This is a genomic window from Bacillus sp. DE0042 (genome assembly GCF_007680225.1).
Lineage (GTDB): Bacteria > Bacillota > Bacilli > Bacillales > Bacillaceae_G > Bacillus_A > Bacillus_A wiedmannii.
This window is the reverse complement of the sequence record NZ_VEJP01000003.1, coordinates 136,245-159,786: the sequence shown is the minus strand read 5'-3', so window position 1 is coordinate 159,786 and position 23,542 is coordinate 136,245. Positions and strand designations below refer to the sequence as shown.

At 34.2% G+C, this 23,542-nt stretch carries 30 protein-coding genes and 2 pseudogenes; 26 read left to right on the top strand and 6 right to left on the bottom strand.

Annotated features, from left to right (window positions below):
* The first annotated feature begins 12 nt into the window (after positions 1–12).
* Positions 13–585: a sce7726 family protein gene (locus FS802_RS14815; RefSeq protein ID WP_000954482.1), complete on the top strand. Its 573-nt coding sequence runs from the start codon at positions 13–15 to the stop codon at positions 583–585.
* On the opposite strand, the gene FS802_RS14810 is transcribed toward FS802_RS14815, so the two are convergent.
* The 3 genes from FS802_RS14810 to FS802_RS14800 all read right to left on the bottom strand — a co-directional run bounded on the left by FS802_RS14810 (position 554) and on the right by FS802_RS14800 (position 3,217).
* The gene (locus FS802_RS14810) at positions 554–1,552 is read right to left on the bottom strand and encodes a beta family protein (RefSeq protein ID WP_000967623.1); all 999 of its coding nucleotides are present in this window, start codon (positions 1,550–1,552) and stop codon (positions 554–556) included. The two genes, FS802_RS14815 and FS802_RS14810, sit on opposite strands and share 32 nt — an antisense overlap.
* 786 nt (positions 1,553–2,338) lie before the next feature.
* A complete protein-coding gene (locus tag FS802_RS14805) occupies positions 2,339–2,767 on the bottom strand; it encodes an ImmA/IrrE family metallo-endopeptidase (protein WP_144525153.1) in 429 nt (142 codons plus the stop codon).
* A 15-nt stretch (positions 2,768–2,782) separates the two neighbouring features.
* Positions 2,783–3,217, bottom strand: a complete 435-nt coding sequence (locus FS802_RS14800; protein WP_098117520.1) for a helix-turn-helix domain-containing protein — start codon at positions 3,215–3,217, stop codon at positions 2,783–2,785.
* A gap of 179 nt (positions 3,218–3,396) precedes the next feature.
* On the opposite strand from FS802_RS14800, the gene FS802_RS14795 reads away from it, so the two are divergent.
* The 12 genes and pseudogenes from FS802_RS14795 to FS802_RS32060 all read left to right on the top strand — a co-directional run bounded on the left by FS802_RS14795 (position 3,397) and on the right by FS802_RS32060 (position 9,731).
* Complete coding sequence (locus tag FS802_RS14795; protein ID WP_144525151.1) at positions 3,397–3,588, top strand: helix-turn-helix transcriptional regulator; 192 nt, start codon at positions 3,397–3,399, stop codon at positions 3,586–3,588.
* A gap of 34 nt (positions 3,589–3,622) precedes the next feature.
* Positions 3,623–3,871 (top strand): hypothetical protein, encoded by a 249-nt coding sequence (locus FS802_RS14790; protein ID WP_144525149.1) that lies wholly within the window; start codon positions 3,623–3,625, stop codon positions 3,869–3,871.
* Positions 3,872–3,961: 90 nt separating this feature from the next.
* Positions 3,962–4,549 carry a sporulation sigma factor-processing peptidase gene (locus tag FS802_RS14785; RefSeq protein ID WP_098878873.1) on the top strand — a complete coding sequence of 196 codons (588 nt, stop codon included), beginning with the start codon at positions 3,962–3,964 and terminating at the stop codon, positions 4,547–4,549.
* Between the two features lie 13 nt (positions 4,550–4,562).
* Complete coding sequence (locus FS802_RS14780; protein WP_033693368.1) at positions 4,563–4,784, top strand: hypothetical protein; 222 nt, start codon at positions 4,563–4,565, stop codon at positions 4,782–4,784.
* A gap of 180 nt (positions 4,785–4,964) precedes the next feature.
* Entirely contained in the window at positions 4,965–5,249 is a 285-nt protein-coding gene (locus FS802_RS14775; protein ID WP_098878872.1) for a hypothetical protein, read from the top strand.
* A gap of 278 nt (positions 5,250–5,527) precedes the next feature.
* A complete protein-coding gene (locus tag FS802_RS14770; protein ID WP_098707478.1) occupies positions 5,528–6,478 on the top strand; it encodes a DnaD domain-containing protein in 951 nt (316 codons plus the stop codon).
* Positions 6,475–7,797, top strand: coding sequence for a replicative DNA helicase (gene dnaB, locus FS802_RS14765; RefSeq protein ID WP_144525147.1), 1,323 nt, complete (start codon positions 6,475–6,477; stop codon positions 7,795–7,797). Before FS802_RS14770 ends, dnaB begins: the two co-directional genes overlap by 4 nt.
* Before the next feature lie 2 nt (positions 7,798–7,799).
* Complete coding sequence (locus tag FS802_RS14760) at positions 7,800–8,162, top strand: cell division protein SepF (RefSeq protein ID WP_144525145.1); 363 nt, start codon at positions 7,800–7,802, stop codon at positions 8,160–8,162.
* Between the two features lie 72 nt (positions 8,163–8,234).
* Positions 8,235–8,426, top strand: coding sequence for a DUF3954 domain-containing protein (locus FS802_RS14755; protein ID WP_098707475.1), 192 nt, complete (start codon positions 8,235–8,237; stop codon positions 8,424–8,426).
* A gap of 641 nt (positions 8,427–9,067) precedes the next feature.
* Positions 9,068–9,226, top strand: a complete 159-nt coding sequence (locus tag FS802_RS31090) for a hypothetical protein (protein WP_002084049.1) — start codon at positions 9,068–9,070, stop codon at positions 9,224–9,226.
* 36 nt (positions 9,227–9,262) lie between these two features.
* Positions 9,263–9,424, top strand: a complete 162-nt coding sequence (locus FS802_RS31085; RefSeq protein ID WP_176127034.1) for a hypothetical protein — start codon at positions 9,263–9,265, stop codon at positions 9,422–9,424.
* A gap of 76 nt (positions 9,425–9,500) precedes the next feature.
* Positions 9,501–9,731: pseudogene (locus tag FS802_RS32060) on the top strand (hypothetical protein).
* A gap of 705 nt (positions 9,732–10,436) precedes the next feature.
* Here the strand turns inward: FS802_RS32060 and FS802_RS31550 are convergent.
* Positions 10,437–11,027: an excalibur calcium-binding domain-containing protein gene (locus tag FS802_RS31550; protein ID WP_255291321.1), complete on the bottom strand. Its 591-nt coding sequence runs from the start codon at positions 11,025–11,027 to the stop codon at positions 10,437–10,439.
* Positions 11,028–11,338: 311 nt separating this feature from the next.
* Here FS802_RS31550 and FS802_RS14740 point away from each other — a divergent pair, with 311 nt between their 5' ends.
* Both FS802_RS14740 and FS802_RS14735 read left to right on the top strand, forming a co-directional pair.
* Positions 11,339–11,818 carry an ArpU family phage packaging/lysis transcriptional regulator gene (locus FS802_RS14740; RefSeq protein ID WP_098650346.1) on the top strand — a complete coding sequence of 160 codons (480 nt, stop codon included), beginning with the start codon at positions 11,339–11,341 and terminating at the stop codon, positions 11,816–11,818.
* Positions 11,818–12,360 carry a site-specific integrase gene (locus FS802_RS14735; protein ID WP_098650345.1) on the top strand — a complete coding sequence of 181 codons (543 nt, stop codon included), beginning with the start codon at positions 11,818–11,820 and terminating at the stop codon, positions 12,358–12,360. Before FS802_RS14740 ends, FS802_RS14735 begins: the two co-directional genes overlap by 1 nt.
* Positions 12,361–12,665: 305 nt before the next feature.
* Here FS802_RS14735 and FS802_RS14730 read toward each other — a convergent pair whose 3' ends face one another.
* Positions 12,666–13,139 carry a hypothetical protein gene (locus tag FS802_RS14730; protein WP_098878871.1) on the bottom strand — a complete coding sequence of 158 codons (474 nt, stop codon included), beginning with the start codon at positions 13,137–13,139 and terminating at the stop codon, positions 12,666–12,668.
* Positions 13,140–13,523: 384 nt separating this feature from the next.
* Between FS802_RS14730 and FS802_RS14725 the strand changes: the two genes are divergently transcribed.
* Positions 13,524–13,808: a hypothetical protein gene (locus FS802_RS14725; RefSeq protein WP_098673247.1), complete on the top strand. Its 285-nt coding sequence runs from the start codon at positions 13,524–13,526 to the stop codon at positions 13,806–13,808.
* A 395-nt stretch (positions 13,809–14,203) separates the two neighbouring features.
* Here FS802_RS14725 and FS802_RS14720 read toward each other — a convergent pair.
* Positions 14,204–14,305 (bottom strand): annotated as a pseudogene (locus tag FS802_RS14720) (DUF3956 family protein); the annotation flags it as partial.
* Positions 14,306–14,361: 56 nt separating this feature from the next.
* On the opposite strand from FS802_RS14720, the gene FS802_RS14715 reads away from it, so the two are divergent.
* The 10 genes from FS802_RS14715 to FS802_RS14670 all read left to right on the top strand — a co-directional run bounded on the left by FS802_RS14715 (position 14,362) and on the right by FS802_RS14670 (position 23,490).
* On the top strand, positions 14,362–14,577 hold the full coding sequence (locus FS802_RS14715) for a hypothetical protein (protein WP_144525143.1): 216 nt from the start codon (positions 14,362–14,364) through the stop codon (positions 14,575–14,577).
* Between the two features lie 159 nt (positions 14,578–14,736).
* The gene (locus tag FS802_RS14710; protein WP_098707472.1) at positions 14,737–15,309 is read left to right on the top strand and encodes a recombinase family protein; all 573 of its coding nucleotides are present in this window, start codon (positions 14,737–14,739) and stop codon (positions 15,307–15,309) included.
* A 160-nt stretch (positions 15,310–15,469) separates the two neighbouring features.
* Positions 15,470–15,649, top strand: a complete 180-nt coding sequence (locus FS802_RS14705; RefSeq protein ID WP_098521356.1) for a hypothetical protein — start codon at positions 15,470–15,472, stop codon at positions 15,647–15,649.
* Positions 15,650–15,670: 21 nt separating this feature from the next.
* Positions 15,671–16,519 (top strand): phage terminase small subunit, encoded by an 849-nt coding sequence (gene terS, locus FS802_RS14700; protein ID WP_098878870.1) that lies wholly within the window; start codon positions 15,671–15,673, stop codon positions 16,517–16,519.
* Entirely contained in the window at positions 16,512–17,918 is a 1,407-nt protein-coding gene (locus FS802_RS14695) for a DEAD/DEAH box helicase family protein (protein WP_144525142.1), read from the top strand. The genes terS and FS802_RS14695 overlap by 8 nt, the downstream gene beginning before the upstream one ends.
* Before the next feature lie 69 nt (positions 17,919–17,987).
* A complete protein-coding gene (locus FS802_RS14690) occupies positions 17,988–19,466 on the top strand; it encodes a phage portal protein (RefSeq protein WP_098707633.1) in 1,479 nt (492 codons plus the stop codon).
* A gap of 113 nt (positions 19,467–19,579) precedes the next feature.
* Entirely contained in the window at positions 19,580–20,098 is a 519-nt protein-coding gene (locus FS802_RS14685; protein WP_078186933.1) for a phage head morphogenesis protein, read from the top strand.
* A 113-nt stretch (positions 20,099–20,211) separates the two neighbouring features.
* Positions 20,212–21,423 (top strand): XkdF-like putative serine protease domain-containing protein, encoded by a 1,212-nt coding sequence (locus tag FS802_RS14680; RefSeq protein WP_098707632.1) that lies wholly within the window; start codon positions 20,212–20,214, stop codon positions 21,421–21,423.
* A gap of 20 nt (positions 21,424–21,443) precedes the next feature.
* Positions 21,444–22,433: a major capsid protein gene (locus tag FS802_RS14675; RefSeq protein WP_098707631.1), complete on the top strand. Its 990-nt coding sequence runs from the start codon at positions 21,444–21,446 to the stop codon at positions 22,431–22,433.
* A gap of 577 nt (positions 22,434–23,010) precedes the next feature.
* Positions 23,011–23,490: a CPBP family glutamic-type intramembrane protease gene (locus tag FS802_RS14670; protein ID WP_098707630.1), complete on the top strand. Its 480-nt coding sequence runs from the start codon at positions 23,011–23,013 to the stop codon at positions 23,488–23,490.
* Positions 23,491–23,542 lie beyond the last annotated feature (52 nt).

Here is a 23,542-nt window from a genome sequence, read left to right as displayed (position 1 = left end):
GAGTGATTTAATATGCTTACGGATTTTGATATTAGAACAAAGTTAATAGAAAGACTTCACAAAGATAATTCTAATAAAGAATACCGTATTATAGAAGAACTTAGTATTTGTGATGGTGTAGCGCGAGCTGATGTAGTTGTTGCAAATGGAACCCTGGCTGGATATGAAATTAAAAGTGACCATGATACACTAGAGCGTTTACCTAACCAAGTAGATTGTTACGATAAGACGTTTGACAAATGTACAATAATTGTGGGAGAAAAGTTTGCTGACAGAATTCAGGAATATGTACCAGACCACTGGGGAATTGAAGTAGCTTACATCAATAGATTTGGAAATATTTCAATTAAAAGAATTAGAACAAGTAGAATTAATAAAAATGTAATGGGAGATACCCTTTTAGACCTACTTTGGAATCCAGAAATTAAATCTTTTTTGAAAGATAATAAAGTACGTGGATATTCTAATAAAGACAAGGCAGGTCTAAAAGAGTTAACAATGAATTTCATTCCCTTTAAGGTTTTAAAGGATTATACCAGAGAAACTTTAAAAACTAGGACTGGTTGGAGAGAAGATCTGCTATGAATGTTATATGATGATTCGTAGCAATTGCTCTCCAAGTAGTAAAATTACCAGGTTTGTTGGATATACTGTGAGCCTTTTCGTATATTTCATTATCTCCCCAAGAGTAATCTCTTCCCATATAGTATTGAGAAGAGATAAGTTGCTGACAAGCATCTTGTATCTTCTCAATCTTTAATCCACCTTTTTTATTAGTATCCCCTTTATAAATTACATAATAATCTTCGGTTGTATACCTAATATTAAAAGATGGCTGGATTCCTGGTTTGTATTCAAAGTAGGTCCAATGATTAACTGCATAATCAGAATAAATTACATTAACCCCGTTATTATTGAAATGGGGTTTAATTTTTTGGAAAAGTTTATTTTCTAATCTGTTAAGTATTGTGATTTCGTATCTGTCAACTTTCTGCAATGAATCGGGAAACGAATTACTTGCAAATATAACATGTTGGAATTCACTGATATTACTAATTAAGTTAATTGCCCCATTAATTAAGAAAGATACTTCGTTGATTTTTGAAGATTCCACATGTTGAACATCAATAATTAATGAAGTTCGTGAAAGTTCCACCTTCTCTAAAAGGTCTTGGTAGTTACTTTCAAAATCATCATCTAATATTTCCTCAATGTATAGACGTAATGCGATTCCATTTTTACATGTTGAGAAAATTTTACTGATTTTTTCATTACTGTCCGAGAGTTTGATAACTGGTATCACCTGATGATTATCGCATTTTGCAAGCAATTTAAAATAATCATCATCTAACAAATCGTCATGCTCAAATGAGACATCAAACATAAAAGGACGATCTTTCCAAAAATCACTAATTCCTGAAAAATTTCCTCTTCCAATTACATCAGGTGTTAATTCAAGAAGTGGTACAATGTTATCTTTAACCTCGTTTTCTAACATGAACAGTGCATCTTTTTCTCCTTGCTTACATTTCAAAATAGGAACATATAGCATTTAAAGTTACTCCCCTCATTATTAAGTTTGTTATTGAGCCGTTAAAAGAATATTTTGTACGATTTTCCTATGTATAGTTTAATAATCTCGTACTTGTTTTATAACATCACCACCCTTCAGGTTACATAGAAATTCTAACTGAAATTGGATTATCTTTGTTTTAAAGAAACCATGGTGTTCCAAAGTATGCTTAACGTTTTGAAAATCGCGTTATAATTCTCACGATATATGACCCTTTTTTTTACATCTTCCTTTAGTAGAATTATAGAAAAATTAAGTTCGGGCGTATTTTCACCTTCAGTGAGTCGGGGGTGACTGTATAATAGTATTTCTTTTCGATTTATGCTTTTGATAATATATAATTTCCCATGTGTTTCATGTTTAATAAAATAAGCATAATTTCCGAGATAGTCTGGAAGGAGGAAATGATAGATTATGTAAGTAATAAAAAATGAGAAAGGAAAACAGGCGATAAGAAATCCAGCTAAAACTTCCAAATTAATTGTCTCAGGTAAAATAAAAAGAGGTCTAAGAATCGGTGATAATGGAAAAACTAGTAAAATTGATATGATTGTTATATGAGAGAAACGTATAAGGATATTTTTTTCCATAGAAAAATATATCTTCTCTACATTTGAGGTGAATAGTAGATTAATCCCTTTAAGTATAATTAAGGAAGTGGAAATTATTATTGTAATATACGGAATAGGCAATTCGTTAAGTAGAGTTTGTATGTCCTTCATATTTAGTGGTTCTCCTTTATGATAATAAATTCTTGTTTACAAACTAATATGTTTTTAGACAAGCAAATCCACCAGGAACCCCATAAATCTCCGCAACTTCTTGAAGAGATAAATGAGTATCTTCATAAGCAGAAATCATTTCATCAGTAAGTAATAACTCTACTGCAAAAGTATTTGCTTCAATTTCTAGTCGATCTACAGAAAACAGAGTTTTATTTCTTAAAAATGGAGTATTTGCTTTAGGATGTAATAAAGCGTGCCCTAGTTCATGAGCACAAACAAAGCGTTGAGTAATTTCATCTATTCTATTATTGATATGTATGAATTTAATGCGTTTATATGTGTTGTAAAAACCAAGAGTATTCCCAAGGTCTTCAAACAACACTATAATATTTTTTCGTTTTGCAATTTCAAATGGATTTGTTGTTGTGTGCTTTTCTACAATTTTGTGTGCGTATTCTTTAATGTCCATTTCTCGCTCCATTCATTATTTCTTATACTTGTCTGGAGTGAATTTTTGCTTGGCAAGTTGTTTTGCCATGCGCATAGAATTTTCAAGAGAGATACGAATCATTTCCTTTGTATGTTCATCGATAGGTTCACCATCGAACATAAGGGCATCCTCACTGTTTTCTAAATCCTCTAAAGTCTTTTCTAAGTCACGTGCAATATCGCGTTCTTCTTTAATTGATAAATCAGATGGATTATTAGATACCATTTCTTTTGTTTGTGTTCTATCTAGCAAATAATCTGTTGATACTTCAAAAAAGTCTGCGATTTTCTTTAAAGTATCATAGTCAGGTTCACGCTGACCTTGCTCATAATTAGCTAATTTTCCTCTTGAAAAGCCCAAACGATCAGCAAGTTCATATTGACTTAATTTTTGCTTTTTCCTAAGTTCCGAAATCTTTTTTCCAAGCATAAATTCTTCCTTCTTTCTTTACTAAATAAGAATAGGTGCTTTTTTCTTAATTATAGAAACGTTTAGTTTCTAAATCCATAAAAGAAACAAAAAGTTTCTAATAAATATTGACAGAAACGATTTGTTTCTTTATATTATGGAGTATAAGGAAACAAAATGTTTCTTTAGGGGGTGAAATAGTGGATAAAAAAAGAAATAAATTGATTGAGTTTAGAAGTGGTCAATCAAGGTTAGTCGTAGCAAGGAAGCTAGAAATCACTCCTCAAATGCTAGGAGCAATCGAGCGTGGTGATAGGACACCTTCATTAGAATTAGCCAAAAGAATAGCTGATTTTTATAAAACTACAATTGATTATCTTTTTTTTAATTAAAAAGGAAACGAAACGTTTCTTTGGGGGTGAGAAAATGCCAACAACTAACATGGCAGTACCAACAGAACCGTCGCATAAACATATAAAAAGCACTTCAAGAGGTGACACCATGAGCCAACAAGAAGAATATGCGGCGACTTATGAATTTGGAAAAACGAAAGTCCATGTTGTGGCTCCTGAGCCAAAATCACAAAAGGATATTGATAAAATCCGTCAAGCATATTACAAGGCTGGTTGGGCCATCATCAAAGAAATACAAGTGAAAGAAAACATTGAGGAATAGTTCCTCTCTTTTTACATGAATAATAGACAAGTTACACATGTACTAAATTCATTGTAACCATTTGAAAACTAAATATGGAGGCGAACAGATATGGGAACAAGCATATACTGCAATTCAGCAATAGGGGAATTATTACAGAATGCTAGAGAATGTTGTGACAATGTTCAGCTGAAAACGAAGAAAGGGTTATCTAAGTACCTTGGTATTACGCATGAAAGATTAACTCGTATTGAATCTGGACTTTCTAAACCAGAATTTGAACTTGCGATGGATTGGTGCCATGCAACAGGAGCAAAGTTGAATCAACAAGCAATTAAACATATTTATGGTGTTGGATTACCGCCTACAGATCCACGCTTAACTCAAGATGTAAATCTACAATTGATGAACTACATTAAACAGGCCGAAGAGGGGATTGCGGCAGCAAAGGAAATCATGAACTTACAAGTTACAACAAGGGCATGGAAGCATGATGAAAAACAGAAACATGAATACGCAGTTCATGCAAAAGAAATCTTCGATACAATCCAAGCTACTCAATGTGTAGTACAAGCTCTTGAGCAAGTTCATTTTGGCATTATGGAACAAATACAAAGAAGTTGGTTGCAAAAGGCTATGGCGGAAAACGTTATTATTCAATCGGTGGATAGCTTAATGACTTTAACGAAGATGCTGTAAAGGAGGAAGAAAAATGACAGTAGATTATAAGAAACCTAGTTTAAAAGAATATAAGGAATTAATTCGATATGATGCAAAACTAACTGGTGAAATTAAAATAGCAGAGTTACTTAATGAGGATTCAAAAACAGTTGAGTTAAAGCAAGAGAAGAAATTGTTGGGGATTCGAATCAAAATTATAGAAGCATCATTTATTTTGAAGCATAAATGGGTAAATAAAAAAGCTACCGCCTAGACAACAGTAGCTCTGAAAAATATCGTAAAGCAATTATAACATTATATAAATCATTTGGACAAGCCACTGTGCTTGTCGTTATGACCAGAAAGGGCTTTTTCCTCCCATACCTCTACAATGTTCCTTTCTGGTTGTAACGATGCGTACAGCATTAATTTAAATAGAAAGGAGATGTAATTCATGAACGATAAAAACAATCGTCTTCATGATCTAGTTCTTCCTGGGGATTTTTCATTTGCGAATAAACTTCGTAACTGTATGAGTGCATGTATTTATAACATGTTTAATGCAGAATCAACCGAAGAATCAAATCACTGGGAAGAAGAGCTGGAGCGATGTATAAGGGAATTTAAAATGCTTCGTGATACAAAAGAAGAGCATGAGGCATCGATGAGTTATCGTGTAGTAATTAAAGATTTAAGAGCAAGAGGAGTTAACGCTTCGTTAGTAACACGTAGAAAATAAAAAGATCTATCACTTGGCAGAGTGATAGATAAATGGTCTTGCAAAGATCTTAGGATTAATTATATCAAATTAGCATTCGTATAACAACGGGGTGTATTGCATGCTTTTAGACAAGTCATTACATAGAGTGTTGCTGAATCCTAAAGTGTTTCAACAAGCGACCTCAGAGCACCACCTAATTTACTTAGCAAAACAATATCTCAAAATAGGATACAAGAATTATCGCTTATTACGTGTAGAGGACGGATTCGCGATATGTAAACGGGAGGATGAATAATATGGCAGTTTATAGACCAGTACACGTTTCATTTTGGCAGGATTCATTTGTTTTAGATCTTACACCGGAGGAGAAGTATTTCTACTTATATTTGATGACAAACAGTAAGACATCTCAATCAGGAATTTATGAGCTTCCACTTCGTATCATTGAAACTGATACAGGATATAACCGTGAAACTGTTATGAAGCTATTAGAACGTTTTGCTGAGTATGGAAAAATTAATTACAACCAAAAAACAAAAGAGTTGTTCTTAATCAATTGGTTGAAATTCAACCCGATTAAAAATGTAAATATTGAAAAGTGTGTTTTAAAAGAAATTCAATTTGTGAAGGACAACGATTTTTTAGTTGATTTCTATGAAACTTGTTTGCAATTAGAAAAAGAGCAAGATTTTAAAATTCCTCGTATTAAGGAGTATTTATCAGTCCGTTTGGAGGGGCTTATAAGGGGCTTCCAAGACCCTAGCAAGGAAGAAGAAAAAGAAAAAGAAGAAGAAAAAGAACAACAACAAGAAGAACGCGCAGGCGCGGATGAAGTTGTTGAGATTAATCCAATTTCTTTTTATGAGCAAAACTTCGGATTCATTACACCTTTTATTGCAGATGGTATTCATGCATGGGTAGATGATTTAAATGCAGAGCTTGTTGTAAAAGCTATGGAAATCGCTTTAGAGAAAAATACAAGAAACATGAATTACGTAAATACGATTTTAAGAGATTGGCATCTTAAGGGATTGAAAACAATAACGGACGTTGAAGCAGCTGATAAGGCATTTCGTACTCAGCGATTAACAAAAGCACAACAACAGACACAAGCGCCTTATCAACAAAAAGGATTATCGGAATCTACTAAAAACGTAATACAGCAGCAACAAGCATGGGAGCAGAACATTCCAACAGAAGAAGAACTTGCAGTACTTAACCAACAGAATGCGTGGTTGGCCAAATGAGTAACGATATGATTCGTAATGTAGAAGCTGAACAAAGTGTTTTAGGTAGCTTAATCCAAGAAGGCGATTTAATTAAAGATTGTCAGCTAAAGGTAGAACAGTTTTCTTTACCAACGCACCAAGTGATTTTTAAGGCAATGAGAGAATTAGAAGATGCTGAAGTTCCAATAGATCTTGTTGCTCTCATTGGAAAATTCGATGAAAGCTTTATGCATCAAATTGGCGGAATCGAATTCTTTGTAAACTTAACAGAAGTTGTTACGACCACTAAAAATTTCTCATATCACGAAGGGTTGATTATTGAATCTTGGAAAATGAGACATGCTCAAGAGGTTGCTGGTAATTTATATAACCGCCTTCAGCAAGATAGGGATATGAGTGCTATTAGTACATCAATTGATGAATTAAGCGCTATTGAAGAAACGGGTTACTCAGATGAATTTAACTTGAAAGAAACGCTTGTTGATTTGTATAAGAACATGCAAATTGATGTAGGAGATTTAACCGGTATTCCAACTGGTTATGACGACTTGAATAGAATGACTGCAGGGTTACAAGAAGGTGATTTAATTATTGTTGGGGCCCGACCTTCAATGGGGAAAACAGCATTTGTATTAAACGTTGCTTTTCATGCAGCAAGTGCTCATACAGCAACAGGAATCTTCTCGCTCGAGATGGGGGAGGAACAGCTACTTAAGAGGATGATTTCAAGTACTGGAAATATAGATGCTACAAAATTAAAGAATCCTAAGAAGCTATGTAATTTAAAGGATTGGGAAAAGATTAGTCAAGCGATGGGATTAATTAATGATTTGCCATTAGAAATTTACGATAAAGCAAATGTAACAATGCAAGAGATTTACGCAAAGGCTAGGAAATTAAAGCGTAAGTACCCTGATAAAAAGGTGTTAATCGCAATCGATTATTTGCAGCTTATTGTGGGCGATCCAAAGCATCGAGGGAACCGCATGCAAGAAATCGGTGAGATTAGTCGTAAGCTAAAGCTTATGGCAAGAGAATTAAATGTATGTGTAGTGGCATTATCGCAGTTAAGTCGTGCTGTTGAGAGTAGGCAAGATAAGAGACCTTTGTTATCAGATTTACGTGAGAATGGTCAAATTGAACAGGATGCGGATTTAATCGCATTCTTATACCGTGAAGATTACTATGACCGCGAGACAGAAAATAAAAACATAACGGAAATTATTTTAGCGAAACAGAGAAATGGTCCAGTTGGAGTTGTTGAACTAGCATTCATTAAAGAATTTAGTAAGTTTGTGGGCTTAGAACGAAAGTTTGATAGACAACAGGAGGCGTAATGATGCCCAAACAACTAACAATTTTTGATGTAGAACCAGTTGTATCATTTGATCTCAATAAAGCTCAGGTCCATCGTTTGAATTCAAAACTACGGTATGCAGATGTAGTTGTACAAATACCACGCCAAGCAAAAGCGATTGATGAATTAAAACCGACGACAGCACCTGATGAACGTTATGAGTTATTTGAAGATTACACAATTGGAATTTGGCGTTACAAACGAGCGGAGGATAAACAATTTGCTTGGGAAGAAGCAGAAGAGATATGTAAGCGAGCAAGGGATGAGAAAAAGCCGATTCCAATACGGCTCAATCTATCACTGGAACAATCATTTGTACCAGAAAATGTTGTGCAATATCTATAGACAAATAAAAAAAGCTGAGATAACTCTCAACTTCCTTCGACAAAGTAATTATAACATATGGGAGTGATCTTGGTGGGAATTAGAAAAGAAAATCTTGTTGAAATGACAGCTGAAATAGATTTGAAAATAAACGGAATATATGTTGTTAAAAATGGTCGGGTCCAACTAATAGAGCCACCTCACAGTGGATTTGGTGAACAGTCATTTGTATATCAAAGTGGAAAAGTAATCCGTATGGAAGAACGAAAAACACAGTTGCTTTAATCAGACTTGAATTTTATTCAGGATGGGGATTTAGTATAACAAAAAGAAAAGAGAAAATCCCTGCTGGGCAGGGATTTTATAGGAGAGATATTGTTGTCGTACAATGTCGAAATTTGGCGTATTCGACGATTTAATATTATCACGAATTTTTAATAAATTATGATGGTTGATGTGTCAGAACTGTGTATGATTTTCATATAAAAGCGTTATTTTATAGAAATGTGAAAAGAGCACACAGAAAATGTGTACTCATAACAATCTAAATTATTTTAAGGACCATGATATATCATCAAGGGCTTTATAAATATAACTATACATGCGGTAAAAGAGATACTTTGGATTGTATTTTTGTTTCCAGTTCATAATAATCACCTCTCATACAAATAATTTAACTATATTATACAGTTATTAATTTGAATGTTAAGAAAACCAGATGCGAATTAAGGTGAATTTAAACAAAATAGTTATTTGAAAAGAGTTCAGCCCCTAACGGTGCGCGTCTAGGGGCTGTGATTAACGAACTCTGAGAAAAATTACATGAGTTTGATTAGTGAATATAACAATCGATCTCTCGCATTATAACACTAGGATAATTAAATGTGCAACTTAATATTTGTATATAGTAATAGAAGTGAAGAAAGATGAGCGGTATAACAAATTTAGAATGCCCGCAGTGTGGGAATAAGTTATGGAAGTATGATCACGGAGAAACAATCAATTTAGAGTGCGACTTATTGGAATGTGATTACGAACTAGAGATTGACTTGGAAGAAGTCATTTCTATATACGCAAGAGATTAAGACAAAATTCTTATTTTAAAAAAGGAGTTGTGAAATATGAAAGATGTGAAAATCGAATACATCGAAAATAAAGCCAGAATTACTGTGGATGGCAAGCAAATTGCTTTTGCCACTAATACGATCACAAAGAAAGTAGCAGAGCAATTATTAATAAATTTAGAGATAGCGGGAGCTATTAATCTAATCATTGAAAACTAAACAAAATCGTTATTTGGGAGAATTGTAATTATTCAAATGTGTTTCAGCCATTCCAGCGCCAATAATAGCACCAATAATTAATGCGCAAGCAATTAAAATACCTAAAATAATTAACATAGCAAAAGTAATTTTTTTCGCTGTATCCCCTTTCGGAGCAAGAATAGCTAAAACGATTGAGATAGGTATTAAATAAATTAAGTAATTGTTTGTATGCCCAGATAATGAAGCAAAAAACACGATTGAAATTAAAAACATTGAAATAAAACCAAAGTATTCTCTCATTTTGTTATCCTTTCCCGAAAAATGAATTATACAGATTATACCATGAGGGAATTGAATCAGAGTAATATTTAAACAAAAACGCTATTTTACACAACAAAGCAGCTAGCCGAAGTAGCTAACTGCTCGGTTGTACAATTTTAGAAGTTCGCTGGATACAGATATATGTTGTAACAAAAGTTACAACTATAGTATAAATAAATATCAAAATATTATGCATGAAAGAAAATGAAATAAAAATTCTATTTAACACAACAAAGCAATCAGCTTAATTAGCTAACTGCTTGTTGTACAAAAGAAAATTAGGCCCTACAAGTTAAGATGTGTAACTTAAAGTTACAGTTATAGTGTTAGCAGGACTGGAAATGTTATACGGGGATTAAAGCAATAAAAATTTCATCTTGTAGAAATAAGGAAACTAAAAAAGAGCACCATGCATCAGTGCTCTTTAAGATAGGAGGTAACTCTCTGAATGGAACGGCTAGATTAGAAATGTATGATGTGAAAAAGAAATAAGGACAAAATTTTATTATGGATTTAATATAAAAAAGCAGCTAGCAAAAGCTAACTGCTCCAATCATGGAATGTGGTTCAGAAATAGGTTGTCTATATTATTGATGGAATATTGAGTTTTATTCGTAAAAAAATACGTTTAACTTAATGCATAGCCAACAATCAAAGTTAGTGTTAAAAGCATTGAAAATAAAAGTGTTAATAGAACTGTTACTATCACTTAGTTACAAGCAATGCCGTCTCCATTTCTATCCAAACGATGGTCTCCGAATCCAGCTGCTTTTGATTTTTTCATGAATTCTGTTGCTTCAGTAGAACTACTAAAATCGGAACAATCTCTATCTTCTTTGAAATTGTAATTTGGAGTAGATGAGTCTTTCACTTTTTCACTGCTCTTAGATTTGTCTTCTTCCACTTTTCTTTTTGCAGATTCTTCCTTCGCTTTATCTTGAGCTTTATTCGCATCTTCTTCCATTTTTTTTATGTACTGGTTACTTTCAATTTCTCTTTGTTTTTCTTCTAACTCTGTTTTTTCCATTTGAGCAATGTGTCGTTGGTAAACACAGGGGCCAATAGACCAAATTGCCAATAAAATTAGTATTATTAGTATAAGGATTCCTTTGGCATATGTTTTTTCTTTTTTCTTTCTATAATAGCACCATAATATTACGAGAATGATTGCAAGAAATAGTAAGAGGTTCCAAATTGAACTCACAATGCATTCTAATATAAGCATGAACGCATAAATACAGCCCACTATAAGCAATAATTTTAGTACTTTTATAAAATCCTTAAATTCCTTTTCTTTCATTTTGTTCCCCCATTAATAATTCAATCAATTAGTACTAATCAATTTTATTTGTAAGCATTCAATAAGTAAATCAGAAAAATATCCCATAAAAAGTAATATTATGGAATTTAAATATGGTTTGCAAGTTATTAAATAAACACCTTTAAAAAGTTAAAAATAAATAAGAAAATGATATAATAATAGCAATTAAATATTTAGTCCTACTGGAAGAACCAGCGGACACTGAACTACAAAGAGCACTAGGGATATTGCTCTGTAGTTTGGTGTCCGCTTTTTGTATGTTATTAGCCAAACAGACAAGGAGCGTATATATGAATCAATTAACTTTCTTATCTAAAATTGATCGCGCAGTAACACAGGAGAAATTAGAGGGTCTTCTTGAAGAAGTGCGTATTTACAAACAGTTCGGAATGGTTCGAGAAGAAATGAAAGTCACTCCTTCTTATGAAGTGAGATATCATGGTCCTACAAATACAGTGGGAAATCCATTAGAAGATGTAGCTTTAGAAAATATAAAGCGTAGTGAACGTGAACAATATCTTAAAAATATGTCATTCCGCATTGATCAGTTTTTAAGTCGTTTAGGAAACGGGCGTGCGGGAAAGATTCAGAGGGATATCATTAATAAGCGTTATTTAGAAGAAGAAGACATATGTGATTATATGATTTATAACGAAATTGGAATGGCTGAACGTACTTATCGCCGTTGGAAGTCTAGAGCGTTTTATAATTTAGCTTTTGCTCTTAGATTAGAAGTATATGAGGCAGAAGAAACTGGAGGTAATGAATAATGAATTTTGTTCAACCAATACGTGATCCAGAGCAAATACAGCAGTTAAAAGAGTATTTTAAGGAAAAGAGCTTACGTAATTACATTCTCTTCATTATGGGTATTAATACAGGCCTCAGAATCTCAGATATTTTGAAATTGAAAGTAGAGGATGTTAAAGGCAGTCATATATCTATGCGGGAAAAGAAAACAGGGAAACAGAAACGAATACAAATTACTGCAGCACTGAAAAGAGAACTTAAATGGTTTATTATAGAAAGAGAAGACAATGAGTATTTATTGCAAAGCAGACAAGGTAAGAATCGTCCAATTGGTCGTAGCATGGCATATAAGATATTAAGCGGAGCAGCTGCAGAGTTCGGGTTAGATGAAATAGGAACACATACGTTAAGAAAAACATACGGGTATCACATGTACATGCAAACGAAAAACATAGCATTACTCATGGAGATATTCAATCACTCATCAGAGAAGGTCACGTTACGTTATATAGGTGTAAACCAAGATGCAATGGATAAAGCAATGACTAGGTTTAAAATCTAATCATTGCTTTTTCTTTTTAAATCTAGTGGTATTGTAGCATTTTGAAGAAAACTCACGCTAAGAGTATGCAAGATTTTATACAGTTCCAGTAATAAACAAGAACCCTAAAACCGCGTTAGGATAGGAATGTATAAAAAGATGCATAGATCCATAAAACAAAAAAAGAAGGTGCCTTGGTGAGTGTACAGTTTCCTCCCTTTTCTTTGCTACCGATAATGAGACGTTATGTAAACCTTACATGAATATGGTATTCATACCTAAACACACAAAAGACTCTCTAACTTTGGAAGAGAATCTTTTATCAATTATTTTTGATCAAACACAAATATTTCTTTATATTTTCTTGCTTGTAGTTTTTGACCATCCTTAAACGTCTTAGGTAGTTCTTCTTGCCATGTGATAATAACTGTAATCCTCTTTGCTTTTACTGATACAGGAAAGTTAGAAAAATGCATCTTATTATTAGGAACTATATTCTCCCTCACATCTGCATCGATATTTGCCCGCAAAGTCTTAGAACCACTATAGTTACTATATATATCTACATCTAAATTATAAACATCCTTTCCCAGGTTCTTCACATCTAAACTATACATATTAACTACACCTGATTTTGGTTTTGAAAAACGTGGATTATTGTCCATTTTCCCAATTTTTAATTGCCAACGTTCAGAGGATTTTGATATAGGTAACGGACCAAGTGAGGATGCTTTTGCTGATATATTGCTACAAAATATAAAACACATCACATAAAAGAGAACAAAGGTTATTTTTCGCATATTGTGACCTCCAAAATACAATATTTTATCTCAGTTACTATTTCCTAAAATAAAATACAATATGTACCAAGAGATTAAATCTAAATGCAAAAAAATTAGAATTAACTTCTGATAACGATAATTATGTAAATAAGCTGTCCACATGGGCAGCTTATTTTATTTTTCCGCATAGCGTAGGTTGTTTTGCAAAATGTTGGTGGTATCCCTATACAGTTACTCATAAATTTCGTACTGTGTAACTCAAAAGAGAAAGTTAAATGAAATCAATGATACCAAGGGATTCAGTGATAGATTCAGTTACACACAATATAAGATATGGGTAACTAAATGCTGTTAAAAGTTTGATGCTATTTGTTAGAATTAAAATAGTAAGGAGTTGAGAAGATGAGGACCTATAGTGTGAAAAAGCTATTTATAGAAGGGCTAGAAGAGGAAGTTAATTGTAATCAAGTTTATTTTAAGATACATGGTGACAAGGATTGTAAATGGACAATGGACATTGAATATTCAGGTCCAAAAGATTTTTTTATAATGGCAGCATATTATGGTAGAGAAGTGGAGTTTACATTCTCTACCATTTATGCAACTGACATTAAAGGCATTGCTGAAGTTAAAAAAGTACAGGTTAATAGTAACTATATTCAATTAAGTGGAATCGGACTATTGTAAGTAAAGATAACGGGAATAAAATAAGTGGCAGAGTCGTGACCGCTTTTTGGCAGGAAATGTGCCGGTTGTTTTGAAATCAACGTGATATATTTGTATTGTGAGAAGTGGCGGAAAACATTTTTTACGTTCCTTTATAATTCAAATGGATCGTTAGGCTATGGGTGATGGTTGAATGAGATGTTGTTTCTTGTTTACAATTCCAAAGTCAAAATCTGTTGTGTAAACAGGGAAGAGCTTTTGCTCTTCTTCCAGTTACTTAATAATGTACAAACAAATTGATGCAGCAATATTAGGTGATTGGATGAAGGAGAAAATTTCATTTACCGTAATTGAAATACAAATAAATAATTGATATCAGAGCATCCATTCAGGTGCTTTTTCTTTTGATATGCTAATTAATCACAAATCGGTATTCCAAGTACTCTTAGAGCTAATGCTACTTGAAGAGAAATCTCTAATCTAGCAATTTCGATACCAGCTACTGTAAGAACTAAAAAGGTGGGCTATTTACAAACAAAACAAACTCAACACAACCCAAATATTGTAAGGGGTTATGGTATTGCCAAATGTACAATATACTGCTCATGCAAATAATGATAGTAAAGATGCTACAGGATATGTAAATGCATTAGCTTATATATCTTCATTTTTATTAGCTTATTCTGATCAGAAGGATATCGATAAATTACCAACTCAATCCAATGAAAAAGAAACTGAACTAATTAAAGGTATGTTAAGTGGTTTGCAACTGCATTTATCTGAAAACTAGTGTCTCAAAAACAAAACATTATGAGACACTCAATGTATGGGCCTTAAAACCTATAAAAATGGTACAAGAAATGTCTCAAAACTATGTCTCAATTAATAATTGATTTTGATACAGGAATTTGATACACTTTTTATATCAAATAACAAGGGATGATGGTGCATGATATTCGGATATGCTAGGGTTTCTACTAAAAAACAAAATTTAGATATGCAATTGGATGAATTAAACCGTTATGGTTGTGAAGAAATAGTTACAGAAAAAGAAAGTGGAGCTAAAAAGGATAGAAAAGAGCTTCAATTATTACTTGGTAAACTTCGCAAAGGTGATACGTTGGTTGTTTACAAGTTAGATCGTTTAGGAAGAACCATGCACCAGCTAGTTAATTTATTGCAAGAGTTTAATGATAAAGAAATCCACTTTGTTTCTATTAAAGATGGTATTGATACATCTACAACGATGGGAAGATTTTTATTTCATATATTTGGTGCAATGGCTGAAATGGAGCGCGAGGTAATTAATGAGCGTGTTGTTAGTGGTGTAGCTGCTGCAAAAGAACGAGGAAAACAAGGTGGTCGCAAACGTGCTCATACCCCGGAACAGATAGAGGGTATGCTAAAAATGGTTGAACAAGGGTTGCCTAAAGTTGATATCTGTAAGATGTTTAACGTTTCAAGGGCGACTTTATATAGATACATAAATGAAGAAGAGAAAAATATGAAAAATTTAAAGTAGCGAATCCGCTGCTTTTTTATTTTGTATAGAAAAAAGGAACCCCCAAAAGGATTCCTTTTCTTATTCCGATCTATCTTAAGCGCATATAAGATAATTTTATTTTACATCTTAATATTAGGAATTACAATAATTAATTATGGTTTACCGTGAGGTGGTGTAAATGGAAGAGGAAAATATAAACGTTCCTACATGCTCTGTTTGTAATGAGCCTTGCATGTGGACATTAAAAATGCCATTAACTATTACTCATTTTGATAAAACATATATTCGTGAAGTACATACGGATAATGCTCATATATGCATTGAGTGTTTAGAGAAGGAAGTGCAAGCAATAGGATAAGGGGGCAGGTGTTATGTAATTATGGCCAGACAACGAAGTCCAGACCGTAACAAAGCGTATGAAATATTTAAAGAACATAATGGTGATATTACGAATCGTAAAATCGCCGAATTGTTGTCTACATCCGAAAAAACTGTAAGTGAAAAAACGGTTGGCGGATGGAAATCCAAAGATGAATGGATAGACAAATTAAATGGAGTACTCCATAAAAATGAACGGAGTACTCCAAAGAAAGATACGGAGTACTCCAAAAAGAAACCAGGAGCACCCAAAGGTAATAAGAATGCTGTAAACAATCGTGGGGGAGCTAAAAAGGGTAATAAAAATGCTGTCGGTAATTCCGGTGGTGCTGCTCCACTACGTAATGGTAATGCTGCTACACATGGTTTGTATAGAAAGTATTTGCCGCAAGAAATATTTGATTTAAAAGAAGAATTAATAGAAGCAATTAATAATGATCCTTTAGCAATCATATGGGAAAGTATTATGCTGCAGTACACTCAAATCATTCATGCTCAACGTATTATGTTCGTTAGAGACAATGAAGACATGACCAAAGAGCTGCGGAAAAATAAACTTACCGAAAGTGGTTTCGAAGAAGAGTGGGAGATTCAATTCGCTTGGGATAAACAAGCTAGTTTTTTAAATGCTCAATCGAAAGCAATGTCAACGCTAGTATCTCTTATTGAAAAATACGATAGGTTAGCTAATACAGAGGAACAAAAACTACGAATTGAGAAACTCAAGAAAGAAATCGCTGCTATTAAAGTTGATGGTGATACTAACCAGAATACAGAGGACTGGAAAGAGTCTCTTATGAAGATAGCAGAACGCAGACGTAAACAAAGGGAAGCTGAAGCTAATGAGTAATACGGCTTTTAGTGAATTTATGGAGATTATCGATGTTTATTGGGATGATCCAGTTGCGTTTGCCGAGGATATGCTTGGTTTTTATCCGGATGAATGGCAGAGAAAAGTTCTTATGGATTTGGCACAAAGTCCAAAGGTTTCCGTACGTTCTGGCCAAGGTGTGGGTAAAACAGGTCTTGAGTCAGTTGTTGTTATCTGGTTCCTCTGCTGTAGGCCGAATCCAAAAGTTATTTGTACAGCTCCTACAAAGGAACAGTTATTTACTGTACTTTGGGCTGAAATAGCGAAATGGTTAGAAGGCAGTGCAGTTAAAAATCTACTTAAATGGACTAAAACACGAGTATACATGATTGGCAGTGAGGAACGTTGGTTTGCTACTGCTAGAACGGCAACGAAGCCGGAGAACATGCAAGGATTTCACGAAGACTATATGTTATTTGTATGTGATGAAGCTTCTGGTATAGCAGATCCTATTATGGAAGCCATACTTGGTACTTTATCTGGTGCAGAAAATAAATTGTTTTTATGCGGAAACCCAACAAGAACAAGTGGTGTATTTTATGATTCTCATAATCGTGACAGAGATTTATATAAAATACATAAAGTATCTAGCTTAGATAGCCCTCGAACCAGTAAAGACAATATAGAAGTATTGAAAAAGAAATACGGCGAGGGTTCAGACGTTTGGCGTGTACGTGTACTTGGTGAATTTCCTAAAGCAGAAGCAGACGCTTTTATTCCACTAGAAATTGTAGAACAAGGAGCATCTTGTAAAGTAGAACCGACTGGTGAAACACTTGACTTAGGTGTTGACGTTGCCCGATTTGGTGATGATGAAACTGTAATTGCTCCAAGGATAGGAAATAAAGTCTTTAAATTATTAAACCACTATAAACAAGATACTATGGAAACTGCTGGTCACGTATTGAAATTAGCTAAGGAATACATGGCAAAGTACAAGCAGTTAAAAAGAGTTGATATAAAAGTCGATGATAGTGGTGTTGGTGGTGGTGTTACGGACAGATTGAAAGAAGTTATTAAATCTGAACGATTACCATTCAAAGTATATCCGGTTGTGAATAACGGGAAGCCGCTTGATGATGAGCATTATGATAATGCAGGTGCAGAAGGTTGGGCCGTTGTAAGAGATTTACTTGAAGAGAATATGAAAGCATTTATACAGGGGGAAGAACCTACAATGGAGATTCCAAATGATGAAAAAATGATTTCTCAATTTTCTAGCCGTAAATACAGAATAACAAGTAGAGGTAAGATTGCATTAGAGCGAAAAGAAGAAATGAAGAAACGCGGATTGCAATCACCCGATAGAGCAGATGCTATAGTTCTAGCCTTCTATAAACCGAAAGTAGTTATGGGTGGGAAAGTTAAAAGAGTGTAGTCGGACATTAATTGTTCGGCTATTTCTTTTGCTCTTTATTAATAGAAGAAAGGAGGACATACAAACGATATGAGCGATAAGAAGACAATTAAGAATGTAAAAGTATTTGGTATTAATAAAGCTGCAGATGATCCAAAGAATAAGGAAGACAACAGCAAGCAAATGGCAGTTGATCCATTCGCTCAATCATATAGTGATAAAGGATTAATTAAACCTCCATATGAAATGTCAGTGCTACTGGATATAAAGGAAAGTAATCCTATTCATTCTGCTTGTATTAGCGCAAAAGTCGATGATATTGCTGGTGTTGGTTTTGACTTTGCCCCTTTTGAAGAAGTAAAAGAAGCAGCGAGCCAGGAGCAGTATAAAAGATTAAAAGAATTCATGCGTAATTGTAATCCAGAAATGACAAGCTCAGAAATCATAAGAGCCGTATGGGATGATTATGAGACAGTTGGCTGGGGAATTATTGAAGTTGTTCGTAATAACAAAGGTGAACCGTCAGAACTATACCACATTCCAGCTCATACAGTTCGTGCTCATAAAGATAAAATTCGCTTTGCTCAAATCGTAAGTAACAAAGAACGATGGTTTAAAAAGTTCGGTTATCCTGATGAGTTTCGTCTTGTTGATGGTCAACCTTTAGGAGCAGAAGACATTGCAGAAAACGGAACAGAAAAAGCCGGAGAAGTAATTGTTATTCGCAAATTCGGTTCTCGTTCTTCTTATTATGGGATACCTAATTACGTTAGTTCTATTGGCTCAATAGTTGGCTCTCAAGCAGTGAGAGATTACAATATAAACTTTTTTACAGGTAAGACTATTCCAGATGCTCTGCTATTTCTTGAGGGAGTAGACGAAGTAGAAGAATCAGTAGAAGAAGAATTACAGGCATTCTTTTCTGTTGAAACTAAAGGTGAACATCATAAGTTGGCCGTAGTTCCTGTTCCACCAGGAGCAAAAGCTAGATTGGAAAAAATCAGCCCTGATGTAAAAGAAGGTAGTTTCCGTTTGTATAAGCAGGATAGCGCAATGGAGATATGTGTGGCCCATCGTGTACCACCTTATCGTATCGGTTGGGCTATGACAGGTTCATTAGGACAAACAACTGCTAAAGAAATGAATGAAATGTACAAACGTTCTATTATCGAACCCGGTCAAGAAATCTTAGAGCATCGATTAAACAATCAATTGTTCCGTGTATTTGCTGAAATACTAGGCGGCTTAGATTGGCATTTCAAACTTAATGAGATTGATACGGATGATCGTGAAGCTGATATGCAATATGCAGCTGATGGTTACGAAAAACGTATATTAACACGTAATGAATCCCGTAAAGTAGTAGGCTATGAACCTGTAGCGGATGGGGATACATTCTTTGAAGGTGTAACAGCTTCTTCTCAATTAGAACCTATTGCAAAAGCTGCAGATGATGAGCAAGAGAACATAATTGCTATTAATGCATTTAGGGAAAAGCATGAAGAAATAGAAAAAGCTATGCAAAAGAAGGTAGCGGATTTTTTTCCGAGCAGGGAAAACGGCTCTTAAACCTGCTTCCCGTAATTCGTATTAATAAAGCAGAGGAAGAGATTGATCTTGTATTTGCAGAAGCAGAAGTTGATGAATTTATTGATAATGTTGATTGGGATGAAGAAAGACAAATGTTTGTCGATGAAGTTACAGACACGCTGCAGGATGATGTAACAGAGTTTGTACAAAGTACCATTGCATCAAACGGTTTGACTTGGATGGTATTAGATCCAATTGGTGACGTTGCTGCAAAATGGGTTGCTGCTTATGCCTTTGAATTAGCAAAGGGAATCCATGAAACTACTAAAGATAGATTAAGAGAAACGATGTTAAAGAATCTTAGTGAGGGAATGGGTGTCGATGCATTAAGTGTTTCTATTGCAGATGTAATGTCAGAAGCAAGTAATTATAGAGCAATGATGATTGCACGTACAGAAACAACATATGCCATGAATTACGGTAATTTAATTGCTTATAAGGGTGCAAATAGAAACAAGAAAACATGGCTTACAGGAAACGATGAGCGTGTTTGTAAAGAGTGCGGTGGTTTACATGGGGAAACGGTAGATATTGATGATCTATTTAGTAATGGAAAGATGTGCCCGCCAGCTCATCCACATTGCCGCTGCACTATGATTTCAGAAGAGTAATAAAATACACCTATTTGATTGGGGTTTCATCGTCAAAACGTATACGGCTTTAAATTGGCTGCTATGCGTTTTGACAGTGGAACCCCAATATTTATAGGGAAGGAGGTAAAACGATGGGTTACGAACTAAAAAACGCCAATATTAGTTATGTTTCATTGGTTACAAAGGGCGCTAACGGTCGTCAATTTGCCATTATGAAGAGCGCGACCGCTAAACAACCAAATATATCAAAGCAAGTTCCAATCCTTAAAACAGAGGAAGAGAAGCAGCTTGTTACCGGTGTGGTATATGAACCAGATGTAGAAGATACACACGGAGATACAATGTCTGCAGAGGAAATTGAAAAGGCTGCATATACCTTTATGGAAAATTACCAACACATCGATAAACAACACGATGAAATTGCTGGTAAAGGGACAGTTGTTGAAAACTGGATTGCTAAAAGTGATATGGCAGTAGGTGAACAAGAAGTAAAAGTAGGAACATGGCTTATGACTGTTCGTGTTGATGATACAGACACCTGGGAAGAAATTAAAAAAGGTGAAGTTACTGGATTTTCAATGGGGGGATTTGGCGAACGTGTAGAAATCGCGAAAGCAGATGATCTTACTCATGAAGAGAAAGGTATTATTCGCAAAATGGTCGGTTTCTTCAAAGGTGAGAAACACGAAATTAAAAAGGGCGAAGTAAAAGATCGTTTTGTAGACGAAAGACAAAATCGTGATTTACGTGCTGTTTTTAATTTGTTCGAAGATGTGTTCTATTGGGAGATTTGGGAGAATAATCCCGATATTGACCGAATGTTGACTGCTCTTGATGACATGAAGGAAATCCTTTCTTCTATTAAAGGCGGTTATACCATTGCGAAATCAGAAGATAGTGTACAAGCAGAAAGCATTGTATTAGAAAGTATTAAAAAAGCCGGGAAAGTATTATCCCAAAAGAATCATGCAAAATTAGATGAAGCATTAGCTTTAATTAGTGAAATAAAAGAAGCTGCTGCACCACAGGAGGAAGATGAAATGAAAGCAGATGAAATTGCAGAAATCGTAAAACAAGCTATACAACCATTTGCCGAGCAGGTAGAAAAAATCGCAAAACAAGTAAACGGTGAGGAAGTACCTGGCGATAATCCTACACCAGAAGAGCAAACAGAAGAAGAGAAGGTTGCAGCGGTTATCCAGAAAGCATTAGAACCATTTGCTGAACGTCTTGAGAATATTGAAAATGCTGCAACTATTCGTAAAGGCTTAGATCCAGACGAAGAATTCACACCAGGGCAACAACCAATTAAAAAATCTGTATGGGCAGGAATTAACCTGTAATATAAGGGGGAAATATTAATATGGGAACAACGTACAACAATCAAGATTTATTAAAACGTGTATCTAGAATTGAAAAGACAATCACAACAGGTTCAGTTTCTTCTGGTTTATTAAACCCAGAGCAAAGTAAAGAATTCTTTAGAATGGCATTTGACGCAACCCCATTCTCTCAATTACATCGAAAAGAAATGCGTAAAGCAAAACAAGGTGTACTTGATAAAGTTGGTATTGGCGGCCGTATTCTACGTAAGAAAACAGAGAATAAAGATGAGGATTACCGTGTAGGTGTTACTACATCAACTATTCCATACAATACAAAAGCACTCCGCCTACCTTGGGAAATTACAGAAGAAACTCTTCGTGAAAATATTGAAGGTGAAGGTTTTGAAGATACAGTAATGACTCTTATGTCATCTCAAACGGGGGTTGATTTAGAGGATTTACACTGGAATGGTGATATTGAATCATCGGATCCATTCTTATCAATTAACGATGGTTGGTTAAAGAAAATCTTAAAATCGAAAGAATCGCATATTATTGACCACGCTAAACTAGTGGCTGGTACAGGAGAAGAAGCAAAAGTAAATGGATTTGGTAAAGGTTCAATCTTTGCGTTATCTGGTGTTATGCCAAACAAATATAAGAATAGTAATCTACGTTGGATCATGTCGCCAAATCGTAGAGAAAAATGGATTGAGTATTTAACAAATCGCCCTACAGGTGCTGGTGACGCTGCATTACTTGGAGCAGGGGATCAAGTTAATAGACCGATGGGATACGGAATTGTTACGGTTCCTTCTTTAACGGATGATGTAATTATTCTTGCAGATCCACGTAACTTTATTGCTGTTAACACATATGAAACTCGCATTCGTAAAACAACAGAAGGTAAATCTGCAGTAATGGAAGATAAACGATTCTATGTAATTCACTTTGATGATGATGCTGTTATTCAAGAAATGGATGCAGTTGCTATCCTTACAAATATTCCTGATACGTTTGGAGCATAATATCCAGGCGTATTTTTTATGGAAATAAACCCTTTGTTATTAGGTTTTTGAATGTAAACTTTTTTATCATTTTCTTGTTTTTAATAGAAAACGAGATAGAACCAATAAAACCAATAATACTAATGTAAACTTTCATTGAAAATTTTACATTAGTGGGATGGGGAAGAAGATAGAGAATTTACTATTTAGTACTATTTGGGGTCCCGCCAACCAAATGACATAAAACCCACGTTAAGACATTTTTTGGAAGTGAAAACCTTAATTTTTGTACGCTAAGGATTGTAACTAAAATGAGCGTTTTTGTTACAACAATGGTTTCAAGAAGCGTTAGCCTTTATTTAGCCAATTTAGCTGTAACAAAATACTGTATCAAAAATAATTCGTAACATTATTTATCGTAATCCTTTTTGTTACGCTAGAAACCCTTTTATATTAAGCTTTATTTTCCTTAGCGTGGGTTTTATGTTATTACGTTGGCTGTATCCCTATTTGTGTTAATTTAATCCTATTATTTATTGCGTTAATATAATTTTAATATATAATTTTATTAATGTAACGAGCGATAGGAGAAGGATATATGCTGGAAAAATTGAATAAATTTATGTTTGCTTTACCTGTAATTTGGTTTGTATTACTTATATTACTAGGAACTTTTTTATTTGTTATCCCATTAGATTTGTTCCTGCCAGAAGTTAAAACGCATCCAATAAAAGAAGCACCCGTTGTTTTACAGATTTTTTTAGGTGTTTTTGCAGCACCTTTATACGAAACAGTTATTTTTCAAGTGTTTTTATTTTGGGTATTAAGTTGTATTCCTCTTATTAAAGATCGTGATTATCTTATCATTTTAATAGCATCAATTATATTTGGATTAAGCCATTCAGATGGTATTACTTATATAGTCGCTACAGCAATAATTGGAGTATTATATAACTATGCTTATTGGGTATATCAAAAAAAGAATGAAAAAGTTGAAGTTACAATATCTGCTTTTTGGGTTGTTTTTTTGATTCACTCACTACATAACTCTATTGTTTTAATAGCATCACAGTTATAAATGGTTTAAAGGATACTTAATTCTATTAGTAATGGATTCTAAGTCAATGATT